Genomic DNA, 17,250 nt, shown 5'->3' with positions numbered 1-17,250 from the left:
AATGGATAGCCCTGAATTTGTATGGAATATGGGGGAAGTAAAATAAATTAGCCGATAACTGACAAATGTGTATAAAAAAGATACAAAATAACATGTAATATATGCTGTATTTACGTTAAAATGACGTCATACAAAACAGATATTACATCTGACCGTGTCAATTCATTGAATGATAAAGGTATGTAGAAAAAATTACAGGTTTTTTTTGTCAGATAAAACAAGGGTGTTAGAAGAGCTTCGGAAAGCTCTTGGGCTGATTCCTGTTTTCTGCTTGAAAATTTTGGAGAAGGCAAGGGCATCATGATAGCCGACCATAAGGGAAATCTGGTTAATCGGCAGGCTTGTAGTTTTCAGTAAAGAAGATGCTTTATTTATGCGTATTCCCAGAAGATATTCATATGGAGAGGTATGCAGACTCTGCTGAAAAATATGAGTGAGATATCCTCTGGTGATTCCTACATGGCTACAAATATCCTGAACCGTGATTTCTTTCTGGTAATTGTTTTCAATAAATGTAATGGCATAATCTACATAAGACTGCTGAGGCAGAACAAGATTTTCTTCAGGGTTTGCTGTAGATTCCTGGTACTCCTGAATTAAAATTGCCAGAAAAGAAAAGAGCTGGCTTTCCCGGATTAATTCATTGTAATAAGTGAGTTCATGGGAAGCCAATATGGTTTCAATACAATGTATGAGTTTCGTTTCTCTGTGGAAATGTCCAATTCTTTTTGCTTTTGAAAAACCTGCCTGTTCCAGGCACTCCCATGCCTTGATTCCATCAAAGGCAATCCAGACATAAGTCCAGGGGTAGCTGGAATCTGCCGTATAGGTAGTGATTTCTTCCGGGAAAATCAGAAAAGCATCGTGTTTTTTCAAGTGATAAGTGGTGTCATTGGCAATAAAGGTGCCTTCTCCGTCAATAACATAATGGAGAAGATATTCCTGGCGGCTTGCCGGACCATAGGTATGGCTGGGAGGACAGGTTTCCTTTCCGCAGTAGTTCAGGTAAAGCTCCACAGAATTTTTTCTGAGAAATTCCAGGCAGCTGTATTTTTCAATTTCTGTGTATTTAACTTCTTTTTTTGCAGAGTCCATTATCATTCATGCTTTCTTTCGAACAAACAGATTTACAGTGACAAGATGTATTATAACACCGGCTGTAAGGTTTGGAAAGAAAAACGGGGTATGGAAAGGAGAATTCTATGATTAAAAAGAAAAGAATCACTAAAAGTCTTTCTCTGTTTATGGCAATGGCGCTTTGTGTGGGAAACATCGCTCCCGTGGAGATAAAAGCTGAACCGGCGACAGAAGAAAGAAATGTTATGGCGGGATTGGAACCCACCACAAACGCAGACGAGGGGGTATTAAATCCTCTTGCAGCTACAGATGGCAATAAATCAGGAAGCAATTTGGACAGCAATAATACAAAAATTGTTGCCGGAGAAGAAACGGGAACAGAGGATAATGGTTATGCTCAGTGGCAGCCGGTATATCTGGAGTATGACTTAGGGGAAAATTATAATCTTCAGGAAATTTCTCTTTATCGAAATACTTATGACAATGCAGTGTCTACTTTTAAAGACGTAAAAGTAGAAATTGCAACAGATGAAGAATTTACAGACAGCAGTGTGGTATATGAAACAGCAGATGTAGAGGAAACCACAGAAAATAAAGGACAGGCACAGATTATTGACTTGCCGGAAGGAACAGAGGGCAGATATTTGCGTGTCTGGGGAAAAGGGCATTATATCCAGAATACAAACAGCGACTGGAAGGGTTATAGCAACGGTGTTCTGTTTAATGAAATCGAAGCCATTGCAACCGTGCCTGTGACAGAACCGGAACCTGAGCCGAATCCGGATCCAGACCCGGAAAATCCGGGAACAGGGGAAGAACTGGTAGATGCCAATATTATGCTTGGATTACAGCCGACTACAAACAGCACACATAAAATTGTAGTAGGAGGTCCTACGGTTCCTCAGGTTCTGATACAGAATCCTTCCAGCGCAACAGATGGCATAAAGGCTGGAAGTAATGATGACAGTAATAATACAAAAATTATTGCAGGTATGGAATCAGGAGGAGAAGACAATGGATATGCAGGTTGGGACCATGTGTATCTGCAATATGATTTCGGAAAGGTAAGAGATGTTAAGCAGATAGACCTGTATAGAAATACTTATGATACAGCGGTTTCTGATTTCAAAAATGTAAAGGTAGAACTTTCAGATACAGAGGATTTTGCAAACAGTACAGTGGTATTTGCGGAGAGTGATTATAAGGAAACTACAGACAACAAAGGGCAGGCACAGTCCATTGTTTTAGACGCGCCTGTAAAAGCACAGTATATCCGTATCTGGGGAAAGGGAACACTATATTCAGAATACAAATAGTTCCTGGAAAGGATACAGTAATGGCGTTCTGTTTAATGAAATCGAAGTCATTGCATCTGTTCCAAAGTCTGAGATTCCGACTCCGCCTCCAGAGGCAGAAGCGAGAAATATTGCTGCCGGAAAGATTCCATATGTACGGGGATTGACTCCAACCAATATTGAGGCGATTACAGATGGAAAAGCAGATGATAATTATGCGGTTCATAACAGCCTTGGAGAAAGATGGCTGCAGTTTGAATATAGAAACAGTTATTTCATGAAAGAGATTAAATTCAAACTGGAAAAAGGGACTTATAAATCTGTAAAGATATCCGTTTCCTCTGCGCCTACCAGTGAGGGTGAGGTTGTTTTTAATGAAAGCAACTGGACACAGGGAAAGGACATGACTGTCATTGACCTTGGAGAAGGAAAGCCCGGAAAATATGTCCGGTTTACCGTGAATAAAGAGGACAACAGTCCTGCGAAATATTCGGAAATTGAAATCTGGGCAACCGGAAAGAATTTTGATGAGTCCAAACCGGAATATGTTGCGCCGGAATCAAAATATGACACCCTGGTGTGGTCAGATGAATTTAACGGAGATACGGTAGATGAAACAAAGTGGAATATTATAGACGGAATGGCAAACCATGGCGCCATTTATAACAGAGGCGCTGTAAGCATTAAAAAAGACGGGGAAAACAGCTATCTGGCTATTAATTCTAAAAACTATGAAACAACAGAAAAGCTTATTGAAGCAGTAGGCTGGGATCAGTACCAGGATCAGAAATTAAAAGACAGTGTTACCTGGTCTTCCGGACGCGTGGAGTCTAAGGACAAATTTTCCTTCCAGTTCGGACGTATGGCAGTTCGAGCCAAACCAAATGATTCACAGGGAATCTGGCCGGCAATCTGGCTGCTGTGTCAGGACGAAACAGGACATGATGAGATTGACGTACTGGAATATCTTGGACAGGACGCATGGGACGCCTGGACCACAAATCATTTTGGGATTTTAGATGAAAATAAAGCTTCTGATGGCATTGCAACAAAGAACTATGAGGCGTGGTGTCAGGATTTCCATGTTTTTGAGGTAGAGTGGGATCCGGAAATCATAAAATTCTTTATTGACGGTGTGCAGGTGCACAGCACAACAACCGGAAAAGACGACGGTAGAGATGGTATGCATACCCGTCCGATGTTTGCGATTTTAGAAACACAGGTAGGAGATGGCTGGGTTGGACCTGTAGATTATACAAAGCAGGAAACCAAGCAGGACAGCGATTATCTGATAGACTGGGTAAGGGTATATCAGACAGCAGACCAGCCGGTTGCCAGATTTGATAATCTGGAGAGCATTTCCGGTGGGAAGAATGACAGCTATTATATTGCGCCGGAATCACATACAGACGGATTGATGGAATTATCTGACGGTGAGGAAAGCTATGAAAGCAAGGACAACTTCTATTATGGCGGTCAGCCAAGATATGAAGCCAGCAGAGTAGCGGTAAAAGAAGGCGCGAAAGACCAGTCCCTGGTTTATCATATACCGGAGGTTAAAGATGTACATCTGACCGCTTATTATCAGACTTTAGAGGGTGTGAAATTCCCTTCCTCAGTCGGGGATTTGAAAGGCGAATCCATGCGTTCTTCCCTAAAAGACGGAGCAGACCTGGACTTTAAGATTTATGCTTCTGTGGACGGAGCAGACTGGACAAGGTTTGAAAATGTAAAAGTTGTAAATAATTTCCCGGAACCAAATCCATCTTATGCAAGACATACCTTTGATGCATACGGCCTTCCTGAGGGAACAAATTATGTAAAGGTGGAATTTCCGAATTACGAAGGTGCGGAATATACACAGAAAAACGGAGAGGTTACGAAAGTTAAGAATACAGATATTCAGTTAGCTAAGGTGACATTCCTTCAGGAAAAAGATGCTGCAGTTCCGGAGCCGGAACCAGAACCGGAAGCAATGTTGGATTTCATCAAAATCACACAGGCACCGGAAAAGAGAGAATATGTTGAAGGTGAAATCTTTGACGCCAAAGGAATGCAGGTAACAGCAATCTACAGCGATGGAACAGAAAAAGATGTGACAGAAGCAGTAAGTTACAGCAAAGAGCCGCTGCAGGTAACAGATAAGGAGATAGAAATATTTTATACAGAAAAAGAGGTTACCAAGACAGCGAAACAGGCAATTATAGTGAGCAAGAAGGATATACCAAGTCCGAATCCAAACCCGAATCCAGACCAGAATCCGAATCCAGACCAGAATCCGAACCCAGACCAGAATCCAAACCCAGATCCCAATCCGGACGATGGCGATAATGGAGAAGAGCCTCAGAAGGGAGAAATCCTGAGTGTGAAGATTTCCCCGGATAAGGCAGAGATGAAAGCAGGAGAATCCAAAGAATTTACTGCAGAAGTCGAAACTAAAGGAGAGGTATCAAAAGAAGTCACCTGGCAGATAGCCGGAAATAAAAGCAAGGATACAAAGATTGACGAAAATGGAAAACTGACAATAGGAAAAGATGAAACTGCACACGAAATCAAAGTAAAAGCTGTTTCCAGGGCAAATTCCGACAAGTATGGAGAAGCAGTTGTAACAGTGAAAAAAGAAGCAGACAAGAAACCTGGTGCAAAACCATCAAATCCGTCAAAACCATCGGGAAGTAATAAAAATCCTTCCGGTTCTTCTGTAAAGACAGGAGATGAGGCACAGCTTGCATTGTGGGGAACCGTAGGACTTCTGGCAGCAGGAGCAATCCTTGTCTTAACTATCAGAAAAAGAAAACAGCATTAAGAGGTGAGTCCACCGCTTTCACAGAATTTATGTGGAAGCGGTGAATTTTTGTTCTTCCATACGTTTCTTCCGCTCTGCTTCCACAGAGGGGTAATTTTCCAGATTCGTGTGAGGAATCGCAGTGGCAGCCACCATTTCATGAAGGAAGTTTTCTACAGCACCAAACTGGAGGTAGGTCATCATAGATAAAAGCTTTGGAATTTTATCTATGAGATTTCGATTCAGAAGCAGTTTTGCAGCGCCGTTTAAGGAACTGTTTCCGGCCTGCTGAATACGTTCTAAGGGAATATCCGGATACATGCCAATGGTGACTGCGGATTTTTTGTTGATGTGAACCCCGAATGCCCCTGCCATATAGAAGGTTTCAACGTCCTGAATACACAGTCCCATTTGCTGCAGCAGAATTTCCACCATAGTGCTGGCAGCAGCTTTGGCTTTTAAAAATTCCTGAATATCGGATTCGTAAAACCAAAGTCCGGGGCTGTAGCAGACAGCGTATTCCTGTTCCTTTGGCTGCCAGGCAATCTTTTCAGACATATCAGGGACAAAATGCCCTTTGTTATCTACCCAGCCGTTCAAATATAATTCGGCAAGTAAATCTACAATTCCGGAACCGCAGATGCCCACAGGCGGTAAGTTATCTACCGTAGAGAGAAGAAACGCGCCCTTTTGGAGTTTGACATCAGTAACAGCACCGGCAGTTGCCCGCATACCGGTACGGACGGCTTCACCTTCCAGAGCAGGACCGGCAGCGCCTGCGCCGCAGAGCAGGAAATCTTTGTTTCCGATAACCAGTTCTCCGTTTGTTCCTACATCAAAAAATACCTGAATTTGTTCTTTCTCCTGAATATTGACGTCTATCAGACCGCTGGTAATATCTCCGCCCAGATAGTTTGCTCTTGCGGGAACCAGATAGACCGGGCAGGAGAGGGGGAGTCCTAATTCCTGTGCAGGATAAAAGCCAAGCTGATCTGCCCATACAGCATAGGGAGAGGAAAAAATAGGAAATGGGTCCAGTCCAACAAGAAAATGAATCATGGCATTGTTGCCGGAGATAACCATAGCGCCGCACTGATGAACCTCTATACCCGTATGCTTTTTCAGGTTTTCCATACCTTCCAGAATACTTTTTAAGGTGAGCTGACGCAGTTCTTCCAGATGTTCAGGATTATCTTTGGAAAAAAATATCCGGGACAAAATTTCCAATCCCTTATCCCGCTGATGATTCCGAACGCTGGTCTGTGCCAGGACTTTGCCTGAGATGCAGTCCAGCAGTTGCATGACAACTGTGGTACTGCCTAAATCTACAGCTAGTCCATAGAGATTAGAAGATGTATCACCTGTTTCCAGATTGGTAATCAGCCATTTGCAGCCGTCCCAGCTTAAAGAAACTGTAATTTCCCAGTCTGCGTTTACACAGACAGAGGAAAGCTGCCGAAGCGCTTTCATGGAAAACTGAACAGGGTCTGTTATGTCAGAAAGCTCATCTAAAATCCGTACTTGAGCAGAGCGGGAATCTTCTTCTGTGGGTGGTGTCAGTTTCAGATATTTTTTGTGGCATAGTCCGGTCATGTTTTTTCCTCCGATGGTGTTTATTTTAACTGCTTCTCCAGAATGGAGATGCGTTTTAGGGCTTCCTGCATTTCGTCAATCATATATTGCACTGTATTTTTGTCTGGCTCCAACAATTCTTTTGAGAATATTTCCATCACTCTTTCTGCGTTTTCACAAATTTGTTGGTTATATATTTATTTTGCATATGGGCGCGGAAGAAGTCAAGGGAAATAAAGATGTATTTTTGTAATAATTTTCCGTAAGAACAAAAGTGTGCAAAAATTCATTTAAAATCTTCATTTTGGAACTGGTTATACCAGATTCCAGAATTCGTAAAAACCTGGATTTTTTTCAAAAACCTGGATAAACCCTGATTAAATTGCTCAATAAAGCTAGAAATATTGACAAAGACATCATCAAACTATATAATGATAAAATAATAACAATCTTCTGGTATGACCAGATTAAGAGGCGAGGTGAGAGAATGAAAGAATTTAAGGTGATTGAAGTAAAACGAAGTATCTTTGAAGATAACGATGCAGACGCTGCCAGACTCAGACAGACATTGAAGAAACAGAAAACCTTTTTGCTGAACCTGATGTCTTCTCCCGGAGCTGGAAAGACCAGTACGCTGAAGCGAACCATTTCCATGCTCAAAGACGAAATGAGGATTGGGGTTATGGAGGCGGATATTGATTCTGACGTAGATGCACAGACTATTTCAGAAACCGGAGCCAAGGCGATACAGATTCACACCGGAGGCATGTGCCATCTGGATGCGGATATGACACGTCAGGGACTTTTGGAATTTGGCACAGAAGACCTGGATCTGGTTGTGCTGGAAAATGTGGGAAATCTGGTCTGTCCGGCAGAATTTGATACCGGGGCATGTAAAAATGCCATGATTCTGTCTGTGCCGGAGGGCCAGGATAAGCCCCTTAAATATCCTTTGATGTTTTCTGTGTGCGACGTAGTTTTGATTAATAAAACAGACGTGCTTCCGTATTTTGACTTTGATATGGAAAAGTGCAGGGAATACATAAAGGAACGTAATCCAAAGGCAAAAGTAATTCCCATTTCCGCAAAGACCGGGGAAGGATTTGCAGAATGGACAGACTGGCTGCGCCGGGAAACAGCGGACTGGACTGGTAAAGAAAAGCAGAAGTAAACCATGCGAACACCGATGTTCGAGAAGGAAAGTCGGATATAAGCAGAACAACAAAAGAAGCTACAGAAAAAGAAAGAGGGTAAAAAATGTTATTTCAAATCTATGGAGAAAACGCAGGCTGGCAGCTTTTTGGCTGGCTTATGGTATTTGTATGTCTGATTGCAGTAAATGAAATTGCGCGCCGTTCCAAGGTGGGAGGAATTTTCTGTTTCTTGATTCTTCCGGCAGCGCTTACCGTATATTTTATCGCTATTCAGGTGGGCGCGGCAAACGGCTCTGAATGGGCGTTGAACAATGATACTTATGTACATATGAACGGCTGGTTCCATTACGCCAAACTTTATGCAGCAACCGCAGGTTGTATTGGTTTCATGATGTTAAAGTATCACTGGGGAATCGGAAAGAAAGACTGGTTCAAGATTTTTCCATTTGCCATTGTAGCCATTAACATTCTCATTGCTGTGGGAAGCGATTTTGAATCCGGCGTCCGCGGCGCTATGGCGTTGGCAGCACAGGGCGACCGCTGGTGGCTGTCTTCTGAAAACGTATGGCTTTACGGCGGCTGGTGGAACTGGGTCAATGGAATTGCGGGAATCTTAAATATCTTCTGTATGACCGGCTGGCTTGGTATTTATACCTCCAGGAAAAAACACGACATGCTGTGGCCGGATATGACCTGGTGTTTTATTGTTGCTTATGATATCTGGAACTTTGCCTATACCTACAACAATCTGCCTACACATTCCTGGTACTGCGGCGTTGCGCTTCTTCTGGCTCCAACCTTTGCAGCTATGCTGTGGAATAAAGGCGGCTGGATTCAGAATCGCGCCAATACACTGGCGTTGTGGTGCATGTTTGCCCAGGTATTCCCGCTGTTTCAGGAACAGGGGAAATTTGCAGTGCTTCCCGTGTTGTATAAGGACGGTGTCATGGACGCGGCCGTTCGTCCTGTATCTGTAAATCCTACTATGCAGGGTGTGATTGCACTTCTGGCTTTGGCTGCCAATGTGCTTTGTCTTGCAGCGGTTATCAAACGTGCAAAAGAGCAGAAAAAGAATCCGTACACCAACGAAATTTTTACAGATCAGAGAGATTTCAAGCTTGCTATGGCAAGAGCAGAAAAACAATAAACAGATATTGATATAAGGAGGAGATGAACTATGGCAGATTCCCTGTTTCCCAATCCACACCCGGAAGAACCTTTCCGTGAACCCATTGCAAAGCTGGCAAAGATGATTACAGACCGGGCGCCTGTTGTGCTGGGACTGGAAAAAATCACAAAGGAATCCCCGGAATATATCGGGCTTTCCATTCTTTGTACAGATGAAATGGCAGAGCTTGCACTGAAAATGGGCAAACGTAAACCAAGAACCCTGGAGGACATGGTAAAACTCACAGGGAAAGATAAAGCGTATGTGGAAGAAATGCTGCAAAAGCTGGCAGTGAACGGAGTTATTGAGTATAACTGGGAGAATCCAAAGCATGAAAAGCAGTATGTGCTTCCCATGTTTGTACCTGGCAGCGCAGAGTTTGCAAACATGAATGAGGATATTTTAACCGAGCACCCGGAAATGGGGCGTTTCTTTGAGCGTATGAGCCGTGTGCCGCTGGAAAAAATCACCCATATGGTACCGCCGGGAGGCGCCGGAATCGGTATGCATGTCATTCCTGTGGAAAAAGCCATTCAGATGGAAAATCAGTCGGTATCTGTGGAGCATATTTCCCACTGGCTGGACAAATATGAAGGCAAATATGCGGCAAGCCCCTGTTCCTGTCGCCGTTCCCGCAAAACCTTTGACGAGGGCTGCGCTGACGACCCGGAAGGCTGGTGTATTGCTGTTGGAGATATGGCAGACTATGTGGTGGAAACCAACAAAGGCGGACGTTACATTACCAGAGATGAGGTTATGGAAATCTTAAAGCAGGCAGAAGAAAACGGCTTTGTTCACCAGATTACCAACATTGACGGCGAAAATAAGATTTTTGCTATCTGCAACTGTAATGTAAACGTGTGTTATGCACTGCGTACTTCACAGCTTTTCAATACGCCCAATATGTCACGTTCTGCCTATGTGGCGCATGTGAAAACAGAAAACTGCGTGGCATGCGGACGCTGTGTGGAATACTGTCCTGCAGGGGCAGTAAAACTGGGACAAAAGCTGTGTAAAAAAGACGGAAGCCAGGTGGAATATCCAAAACAGCCTCTTCCGTCAGAAGTACCTTGGGGACCGCATATGTGGACAGAGGATTACCGGGATAAAAACCGTATCAACTGCTATGATACCGGAACTGCGCCGTGTAAGACTGCCTGTCCGGCACATATTGCTATTCAGGGATATCTGAAAATGGCTGCACAGGGCAGATATACCGATGCTCTGGCGCTGATTAAGAAGGAAAATCCATTCCCGGCTGTGTGCGGACGTATCTGTAACCGCAGGTGCGAGGACGCATGTACCAGAGGAACCATTGACGAGGCAGTTGCCATTGATGAAGTAAAGCGGTTTATCGCAGAACAGGATTTAAAAGCAGAAACAAGATATATACCAAAAAAGGTGGTGCCTTCCTTAAAAGGAGAATTTACAGAAAAAATCGCCATTATCGGAGGCGGTCCTGCCGGTTTGTCCTGTGCTTTTTACCTGGCAGAAAAGGGATATAAGCCTACTGTTTTTGAGAAAAATCAGAAGGCCGGCGGTATGCTGGTTTATGGTATTCCGTCCTTTAAGCTGGAAAAAGATGTGGTACAGGCAGAGATTGATGTTATTAAAGAAATGGGAGTGGAAATCCGAACTGGTGTAGAAGTGGGAAAAGATATTACCCTGGACGAACTGCGGGCGCAGGGCTATCAGGCGTTTTATATTGCTATTGGCTGCCAGGGGGGAAGACTGCCGGGAATACCGGGGCAGGACGCAGATGGTGTGATGACAGCCGTGGACTTCCTTCGTGCCGTGGGAGAAGATCACAGTTATCCGATTTCCGGAAAAACCGTAGTTGTCGGCGGTGGAAATGTGGCTATTGATGTAGCAAGAACCAGTATGCGCTGCGGCGCGGACAGTGTTTCCATGTACTGTCTGGAGAGTCGGGATATGATGCCTGCATCAGAAGAAGAAATTCTGGAGGCAGAGGAAGAAAACGTATCCGTTCACTGTGGTTGGGGTCCGAAAGAAATTCTTACGGAAAACGGCAGAGTGAAAGGCATTGTGTTTAAGAAATGCGTATCTGTAAAGGACGCGGACGGACGCTTTAATCCGAAATACGATGAGCAGGAAACCATGACCGTGGAATGTGACCATGTATTTATGAGTGTGGGTCAGAGTATTGTCTGGGGCGATTTGTTAAAGAACGAGAAGGTAGAACTTGGAAGAGGAAACGGTGCAGTGGCGGATACTGTGACCTATCAGACTGCACAGCCGGATATTTTCGTGGGCGGAGATGTGTATACAGGACCGAAATTTGCTATTGATGCCATTGCAGCAGGCAAAGAGGGTGCTATATCTATTCACCGTTTTGTACAGCCGCACAGCAGTCTGACCATTGGACGAAACCGCAGACAGTTTGTGGAATTAAACAAGCAGGATATTCTGGTAGAGGAATATGACAATTCCAGCCGCCAGATACCGGGATATGATAAGAAAATAGACCGGAAAACCTCTTTTAAAGAGGCAAGACAGAGTTTTACAGAAGAGCAGGTAAAAAAGGAAACTGCCAGATGTCTGGGCTGCGGCGCTTCTGTGGTAGACGAAAATAAATGTATCGGCTGCGGTATCTGCACCACAAAGTGCGAATTTGATGCCATTCACCTGTACCGGGAAAATCCAGAATGCAGCACCATGCGAAAGAGTGAGGATAAGCTGAAATACATTCTTCCATATGGGGCAAAACAGGCAATTAAGATTAAGTTCTCCAAAAAGAAATAGGAAAAGGAGAGAAGCATGCACGAACTTGGCGTTGTATTTCATGTAATTAAAACCGTGGAAGAGGTGGCAAAGGAGAACCAGCTCACAGAAATAGAAGCTGTAACCCTGCAGCTTGGGGAAGTTTCCGGTGTGATAGAATCTTATCTGCAGAACTGCTGGAAGTGGGCAGTTGAGAAAAAGAGCGAAATATTAAAGGAAAGCGCCCTTGTGGTAGAAACCATTCCTGCAGTTACTTTTTGCGAGGACTGTGAAAAGACTTATGGGACAGTGGAGCATGGGAAAATCTGTCCTTATTGCGGCAGCGAGCGCACCTATCTGCAGCAGGGAAATGAATTTTTTATAAAAGAAATAAGTGGGTGTTAAAGAAGAGAAGGACTGGTACAAAAAAGCGGGGAGAAGAAATTTCTTCCCGGAACTTTGCACCAGTCTTTTTACTATCATAGAACATTACTCATAATAGATTTTTCTGTTTCCGTCAATGCTCTGGGCAACGGATTTGTTTATCCATTCAATGGCTCCCTGAGTATCTCTGTTTTTCAGAAAACCAAGGAGAGAAACTGTGTTTTCGTAAAGGGCGTCTGTGCCGTACAGGACGCAGAATCTTTCCCACAGGGAGGTGACTGCCACCTTAAAGGAGGAGAAAATCAGGGGAATTAGGGTATTGCCTGAGGCAAGGGCAAATTCGTGCTGAAATTCATAGGCAGCGTTTACTGCCTCGTCGATAGAAACAGCGTCTTTTATGCGTTCGGTAAGCGCCTCAAGATAATCCAGTTCTTTATCTGTGATATGGCTGGTACAGAGTGTGGCGGCAAGGGTGTCCAGGGCAATTCGTACCTCCAGGATGGAGCGTACTTCCTCCTGTTTCAATCTTCCGCCGTTGTAATTCATAATGGCAAGAAGTGTTTCGGCAGTGCCATTTCGCCGGTAATCCGCCACATAGGTTCCGCTTCTGGGTTTTACAATCAGGAACCCCTTTTTTTCCAACTCCGAGATGCCTCCGTTAATGACTGCCCGGCTTACCTGCATTTCCTGGGAAAGCTGTCTTTCCGGCGGCAGTTTTGTACCAACCGGGAGTTTTCCGGAGAGAATCATATGTTCCAGCTGCTGAACAAAAAGCTCCCGAAGAGAGGGAGAACTGATTTTTTCAAATTCCATGAGTTTCCTCCTGTGTCTGAGTTTTGTCTGTGGTGATGGCAGTGGGTTTTTCTGCTTCCTCTGCTTTTTCTAAAAACGGTTTAAACATTCTGTAGAGCAGTGATGAATTTATCAGGGCAGTCAGTGCAAAGCCAAAGAAGAACCAGCAGCAGGCATACAGGGGCATGAGCTTTAAATCCTGATAGGTCATATACATGGGAAGAATGGAAACCACTGCAATGACAAGGGTGGAAGGAAAATGCATAAAGGCAAAAATAAAGGCATTTTTAATCAGGTTCAGGGTTGTATTTGCAAAGGCTGCAATTACAGGAAAAATATACAGCGCCAGGATAATGAAAAGTCCGGCGATTCCCAGGGAAACATAGAAAAGAGGTTTCCCCATAGGGGAGGCGCTGTGCTGTAAAAAGCGTATGTTGGTAAACAGAACAAAAGCCGTGGCAGTCAGAAGCAGGGAAACCAGGAGGGATTGCAGGAAGTTCTGTTTAAAAGCGCGGAAGAAAGTTTTGGTTGTGCCGTTGTTGTTTCCCTTTATAGTTCTTAACATACAGTGGTACAGGGCGGTCAGGGACGGTCCTATGGTAATGATTGGAATGCAGCAAAAGACAAAAAGAAGATTGGCAATTACTACATCACCAATTTTGTTCAGAAAAATATGAACAGGATTGTTGTCGTTCAATAAATTCATATCCGTATCCTTTCCGGCATAAGCCATAAATTCTAAAAGGTATTCTAGCATTAATGAACGGAAAATGTAAAGGAAATATCACATGTGGATTTGAATAAATGAGCAAATATGGAAAAATGATAGAATAAACATGTATAAATGTCATAAATATTAATGGGGAATGAAAAGGAACATGTAAAAATACAGGAAAAGTCAATAAGAAATTAGGGAAATGAACATTTTGAATGGATAAAAAAGAAAAAAATATTGGGAAAAAGCCGACGCTGTGCCGGATAAAAGTCGAAAAAAGTATACAATACGCACAAACAAGTAACATTTTTCCATATATTAAAAACATATGGATATTTAACATAATTCCATATGCAATTATAATGAATGCATCGGTCGATAAGACGTGAAAAGTTGGTAATTATGACGAAAGACTTTTATTAAAGGAGGAAAAAACATGAAGTTTAAGAAAGTAATGGCGTTGGCACTTGCAAGTACAATGGTATTTTCCATGACAGCCTGTGGTGGTTCTTCTGATTCCGGAAAAGATGCAGACAAAGGTTCTGATTCCAAGGACGTGGAATTATCTGTTTCTATCTGGGACGCAAACCAGGAACCGGGTATTAAAGAAATTCTGGCAGATTTTACAGAAGAAACAGGAATCAAGACAAAACTCAGCGTTGTAAAATGGGAAGAATACTGGACAATGCTGGAAGCAGGTGCACAGGGCGGTTCTCTTCCTGATGTATTCTGGATGCACTCTAATGAAAGTGAAAGATATATGTCCAACGACATGCTTCTGGACCTGACAGACAAAATTGCAGAAAGTGATAAGATTGACCCTGAAAACTATCCGGAAGATATCTGGGGCTTATATACATATGAAGACAAATACTTTGCAGTACCAAAAGATGTTGATACCATTGCTCTTTGGTATAACAAAGCTATGTTTGATGAAGCAGGACTGGCGTATCCTACAGCAGACTGGACATGGGACGATGTAACAGAAGCAGCTAAAAAGCTGACAAAACCAGATGGAAGCCAGTATGGTCTTGTTTTAAGAAATGATAATAACCAGGCAGGCTATTACAATATGGTTTATGATAACGGCGGATACATTATCAACGATGATAAGACAAAATCCGGTTGGGACGATCCCAAAACAATTGAAGCTATGGAAATGTTGGAAGGCTGGATTAAAGATGGTGTAATGCCTCCTCTGGAAGTAATGTCTGAAAACGGTGAAGATGTACTCTTCCAGTCCGGCAAAGTTGCTATGGTTCCACAGGGCTCCTGGATGGTTGCTGCGTACAGAGATAATGAGTATACGGCAAAGAACTGTGATTTAGTAGAGCTTCCGAAGAGCGCTACAACAGGCAGAAGAGTTTCTTTATATAATGGACTTGGCTGGGCAGCGGCAGCAAACGGAGAACATACAGAAGAAGCCTGGCAGTTAATTGAATACCTGGGTTCTGAAAAAGCACAGAAGAAACAGGCAGAACTTGGTGTTACAATGTCTGCATACAATGGCACCTCTGATGCATGGGCTAAGTCAGCAGATTTTAATCTTCAGGCTTACATCAACATGATGGAAGATATGGAAATCAGACCATATTCTAAAACTACTGTAACATGGGAAAACGAAGACAACGAAATCCTGAAGAGTGTTTACACAGGTGAAAAATCTATGAAAGACGCTTGTAAAGAAATGGCAGCACAGATGAACGAGAAGCTGGCAGAAGAAGGTAAATAAATTCTACTGAAAAATGTTTTGCAACAGATAGTTAAAAATGAGAGGGCTGTCGCTGGGAAAATGTTATAGCGACAGCCCTTTATTAAAAAAGGAGTGAAGTTTTGTGGCAAAGAAAGGAAAACCTGCACAGACAGGCAGACAGCGCAGTGAAACAATCTGGGGCTGGCTGTTCATTCTTCCAACAATGATTGGATTGATTGTACTGAATATTATTCCTATTTTCCAGACCGTTTACCAGAGTTTCTTCAAGACAGGTGATTTTGGTAAGGGAAATATTTTTATCGGAGCAGAAAACTATGTAAAGGTTTTCGGAGATTCAGAAGTATGGCAGGCATTGCTGAACACCGTAAAATATGCGATTGTGGAAGTTCCGTTTTCCATTATTATTGCATTGGTGCTGGCAGTGCTTCTGAACCGGAAAATGAAAGGGCGTTCTGCCTACAGGACAATTATTTTTCTTCCTATGGTAGCTGCACCGGCGGCTGTTGCCATGGTTTGGAGATGGCTGTTTAACTCCGAGTTTGGTTTGATTAATAACGTATTCCATACAAATGTAAAATGGATTTCAGACCCGAAGATAGCTGTTTTTGCCATTGCGATTATTGGTGTATGGTCTATTATCGGGTATAACATGGTATTATTCCTTTCCGGTTTACAGGAAATTCCTCATGACTATTATGAGGCAGCGGAGATTGACGGAGCTACAGGGATTAAGAGCTTTTTCCACATTACAATTCCGCTGTTGTCCCCAACGATTTTCTTTGTACTGGTAACCCGTGTTATCGGCTCTCTTCAGGTATTTGACCTGATTTATATGGTTATGGACAGAACAAATCCGGCGTTGGATAAAACACAGTCACTGGTATACCTGTTCTATCAGTATACCTTTGTAAATAAGAATATGGGCTACGGGGCTACGATTGTAGTTCTTCTGCTTGTTATTACTATGATTATTACTGTGTTCCAGATGATTGGACAGAAAAAATGGGTATTCTACAATTAAGGGGGAAACAGAATGAAAAGTATGGAAACAAAAAAGAAAATTGTTACGGTTGTAATACATACTGTGTTGATTCTTGTGTCAATTACAATGCTGGTTCCCTTTTTATGGATGGTACTCACTGCTTTTAAATCAGTTACAGAAGCAACTTCCGTAGATCCCTTTGTTATTTTCCCAAAGGTTTGGAGAACAGATTCTTTCAGCGCAGTTATGGAAAATATGAATTTCCTGTTGTTATATAAAAATACATTGCTGTTGATTTTGTTTCGTGTTGTCTGTGCGGTATTAACAGCAACTATGGCAGGTTATGCATTCGGACGTTTGAATTTTAAGGGGAAAAATCTATGTTTTTCTCTGGTGTTGATTCAGATGATGGTTCCAGTACAGATTTTCCTGATTCCACAGTATTTGATGGTCAGCAAAATGGGTATGCTGAATACGATTTTTGCGCTGGTATTTCCAGGTATGGTAACTGCATTCGGTACCTTCCTGCTTCGGCAGGGATATATGGGACTGCCCAATGATTTGGAAGAAGCGGCAAGATTGGACGGCTGTAATATCGGACAGACTTTTCTTTACATCATGGCGCCGCTTACCAGATCCAGTATGGTAGCTCTGGGAATTTTTACTGCAGTGTTTGCATTCAAAGACCTGATGTGGCCTATGATTGTAAATACAGATAAGGATATGTTGGTATTGTCTTCTGCTCTCGCAAAAATGCAGGGACAGTATGCAGCGAAGTTTCCTGAACTCATGGCAGCATCTTTGATTGCATGTATTCCTATGATTATTATCTATGTTATTTTCCAGAAACAATTTATCGAAGGAATTGCGACCAGCGGTGGTAAATTATAA

Annotated in this window: 13 protein-coding genes; 9 read left to right on the top strand and 4 right to left on the bottom strand. The window is 42.9% G+C overall.

Annotated features, from left to right (window positions below):
- Positions 1 to 192: 192 nt before the first annotated feature.
- Entirely contained in the window at positions 193 to 1,095 is a 903-nt protein-coding gene (locus DQQ01_RS15740; RefSeq protein WP_207657633.1) for an AraC family transcriptional regulator, read from the bottom strand.
- Between the two features lie 107 nt (positions 1,096 to 1,202).
- Here DQQ01_RS15740 and DQQ01_RS16805 point away from each other — a divergent pair, with 107 nt between their 5' ends.
- A complete protein-coding gene (locus DQQ01_RS16805; protein WP_242980447.1) occupies positions 1,203 to 2,393 on the top strand; it encodes a discoidin domain-containing protein in 1,191 nt (396 codons plus the stop codon).
- A gap of 142 nt (positions 2,394 to 2,535) precedes the next feature.
- Positions 2,536 to 5,178 carry a glycoside hydrolase family 16 protein gene (locus DQQ01_RS15730; RefSeq protein WP_242980446.1) on the top strand — a complete coding sequence of 881 codons (2,643 nt, stop codon included), beginning with the start codon at positions 2,536 to 2,538 and terminating at the stop codon, positions 5,176 to 5,178.
- A 27-nt stretch (positions 5,179 to 5,205) separates the two neighbouring features.
- Here the strand turns inward: DQQ01_RS15730 and DQQ01_RS15720 are convergent, their stop codons facing one another.
- Positions 5,206 to 6,750: an ASKHA domain-containing protein gene (locus DQQ01_RS15720; protein ID WP_111920770.1), complete on the bottom strand. Its 1,545-nt coding sequence runs from the start codon at positions 6,748 to 6,750 to the stop codon at positions 5,206 to 5,208.
- 466 nt (positions 6,751 to 7,216) lie between these two features.
- Here DQQ01_RS15720 and hypB point away from each other — a divergent pair, with 466 nt between their 5' ends.
- The 4 genes from hypB (at position 7,217) to DQQ01_RS15700 (ending at position 12,177) form a co-directional block, all read left to right on the top strand.
- Complete coding sequence (hypB, locus tag DQQ01_RS15715) at positions 7,217 to 7,900, top strand: hydrogenase nickel incorporation protein HypB (RefSeq protein ID WP_111920769.1); 684 nt, start codon at positions 7,217 to 7,219, stop codon at positions 7,898 to 7,900.
- An 86-nt stretch (positions 7,901 to 7,986) separates the two neighbouring features.
- A complete protein-coding gene (locus tag DQQ01_RS15710; RefSeq protein ID WP_111920768.1) occupies positions 7,987 to 9,030 on the top strand; it encodes a DUF5692 family protein in 1,044 nt (347 codons plus the stop codon).
- Between the two features lie 30 nt (positions 9,031 to 9,060).
- Positions 9,061 to 11,814: an FAD-dependent oxidoreductase gene (locus tag DQQ01_RS15705; protein WP_111920767.1), complete on the top strand. Its 2,754-nt coding sequence runs from the start codon at positions 9,061 to 9,063 to the stop codon at positions 11,812 to 11,814.
- A 15-nt stretch (positions 11,815 to 11,829) separates the two neighbouring features.
- The gene (locus DQQ01_RS15700) at positions 11,830 to 12,177 is read left to right on the top strand and encodes a hydrogenase maturation nickel metallochaperone HypA (RefSeq protein ID WP_111920766.1); all 348 of its coding nucleotides are present in this window, start codon (positions 11,830 to 11,832) and stop codon (positions 12,175 to 12,177) included.
- 84 nt (positions 12,178 to 12,261) lie between these two features.
- Here DQQ01_RS15700 and DQQ01_RS15695 read toward each other — a convergent pair whose 3' ends face one another.
- Positions 12,262 to 12,969: a FadR/GntR family transcriptional regulator gene (locus DQQ01_RS15695; protein ID WP_111920765.1), complete on the bottom strand. Its 708-nt coding sequence runs from the start codon at positions 12,967 to 12,969 to the stop codon at positions 12,262 to 12,264.
- Complete coding sequence (locus DQQ01_RS15690; protein WP_111920999.1) at positions 12,959 to 13,654, bottom strand: YesL family protein; 696 nt, start codon at positions 13,652 to 13,654, stop codon at positions 12,959 to 12,961. The genes DQQ01_RS15695 and DQQ01_RS15690 overlap by 11 nt, the downstream gene beginning before the upstream one ends.
- A gap of 445 nt (positions 13,655 to 14,099) precedes the next feature.
- Here DQQ01_RS15690 and DQQ01_RS15685 point away from each other — a divergent pair, with 445 nt between their 5' ends.
- From DQQ01_RS15685 to DQQ01_RS15675, 3 genes are all read left to right on the top strand, one after another.
- Positions 14,100 to 15,395 (top strand): ABC transporter substrate-binding protein, encoded by a 1,296-nt coding sequence (locus DQQ01_RS15685; RefSeq protein WP_111920764.1) that lies wholly within the window; start codon positions 14,100 to 14,102, stop codon positions 15,393 to 15,395.
- A gap of 103 nt (positions 15,396 to 15,498) precedes the next feature.
- A complete protein-coding gene (locus DQQ01_RS15680; RefSeq protein ID WP_242980445.1) occupies positions 15,499 to 16,398 on the top strand; it encodes a carbohydrate ABC transporter permease in 900 nt (299 codons plus the stop codon).
- A gap of 12 nt (positions 16,399 to 16,410) precedes the next feature.
- Complete coding sequence (locus DQQ01_RS15675; RefSeq protein ID WP_111920763.1) at positions 16,411 to 17,250, top strand: carbohydrate ABC transporter permease; 840 nt, start codon at positions 16,411 to 16,413, stop codon at positions 17,248 to 17,250.

The sequence above is a fragment of the Blautia argi genome (assembly GCF_003287895.1).
GTDB lineage: Bacteria > Bacillota > Clostridia > Lachnospirales > Lachnospiraceae > Blautia > Blautia argi.
This window is presented reverse-complemented; position numbering and strand designations above follow the sequence as displayed.

Excerpts from the sequence above, each read along its gene's own strand:
- DQQ01_RS15685 (WP_111920764.1), top strand. The coding sequence starts at position 14,100 with ATGAAGTTTAAGAAAGTAATGGCGTTGGCACTTGCAAGTACAATGGTA.
- DQQ01_RS16805 (WP_242980447.1), top strand. The coding sequence starts at position 1,203 with ATGATTAAAAAGAAAAGAATCACTAAAAGTCTTTCTCTGTTTATGGCA.
- DQQ01_RS15710 (WP_111920768.1), top strand. The coding sequence starts at position 7,987 with ATGTTATTTCAAATCTATGGAGAAAACGCAGGCTGGCAGCTTTTTGGC.
- DQQ01_RS15720 (WP_111920770.1), bottom strand. The coding sequence starts at position 6,750 with ATGACCGGACTATGCCACAAAAAATATCTGAAACTGACACCACCCACA.
- DQQ01_RS15675 (WP_111920763.1), top strand. The coding sequence starts at position 16,411 with ATGAAAAGTATGGAAACAAAAAAGAAAATTGTTACGGTTGTAATACAT.
- DQQ01_RS15740 (WP_207657633.1), bottom strand. The coding sequence starts at position 1,095 with ATGGACTCTGCAAAAAAAGAAGTTAAATACACAGAAATTGAAAAATAC.
- DQQ01_RS15690 (WP_111920999.1), bottom strand. The coding sequence starts at position 13,654 with ATGAATTTATTGAACGACAACAATCCTGTTCATATTTTTCTGAACAAA.
- hypB (WP_111920769.1), top strand. The coding sequence starts at position 7,217 with ATGAAAGAATTTAAGGTGATTGAAGTAAAACGAAGTATCTTTGAAGAT.
- DQQ01_RS15700 (WP_111920766.1), top strand. The coding sequence starts at position 11,830 with ATGCACGAACTTGGCGTTGTATTTCATGTAATTAAAACCGTGGAAGAG.
- DQQ01_RS15695 (WP_111920765.1), bottom strand. The coding sequence starts at position 12,969 with ATGGAATTTGAAAAAATCAGTTCTCCCTCTCTTCGGGAGCTTTTTGTT.
- DQQ01_RS15705 (WP_111920767.1), top strand. The coding sequence starts at position 9,061 with ATGGCAGATTCCCTGTTTCCCAATCCACACCCGGAAGAACCTTTCCGT.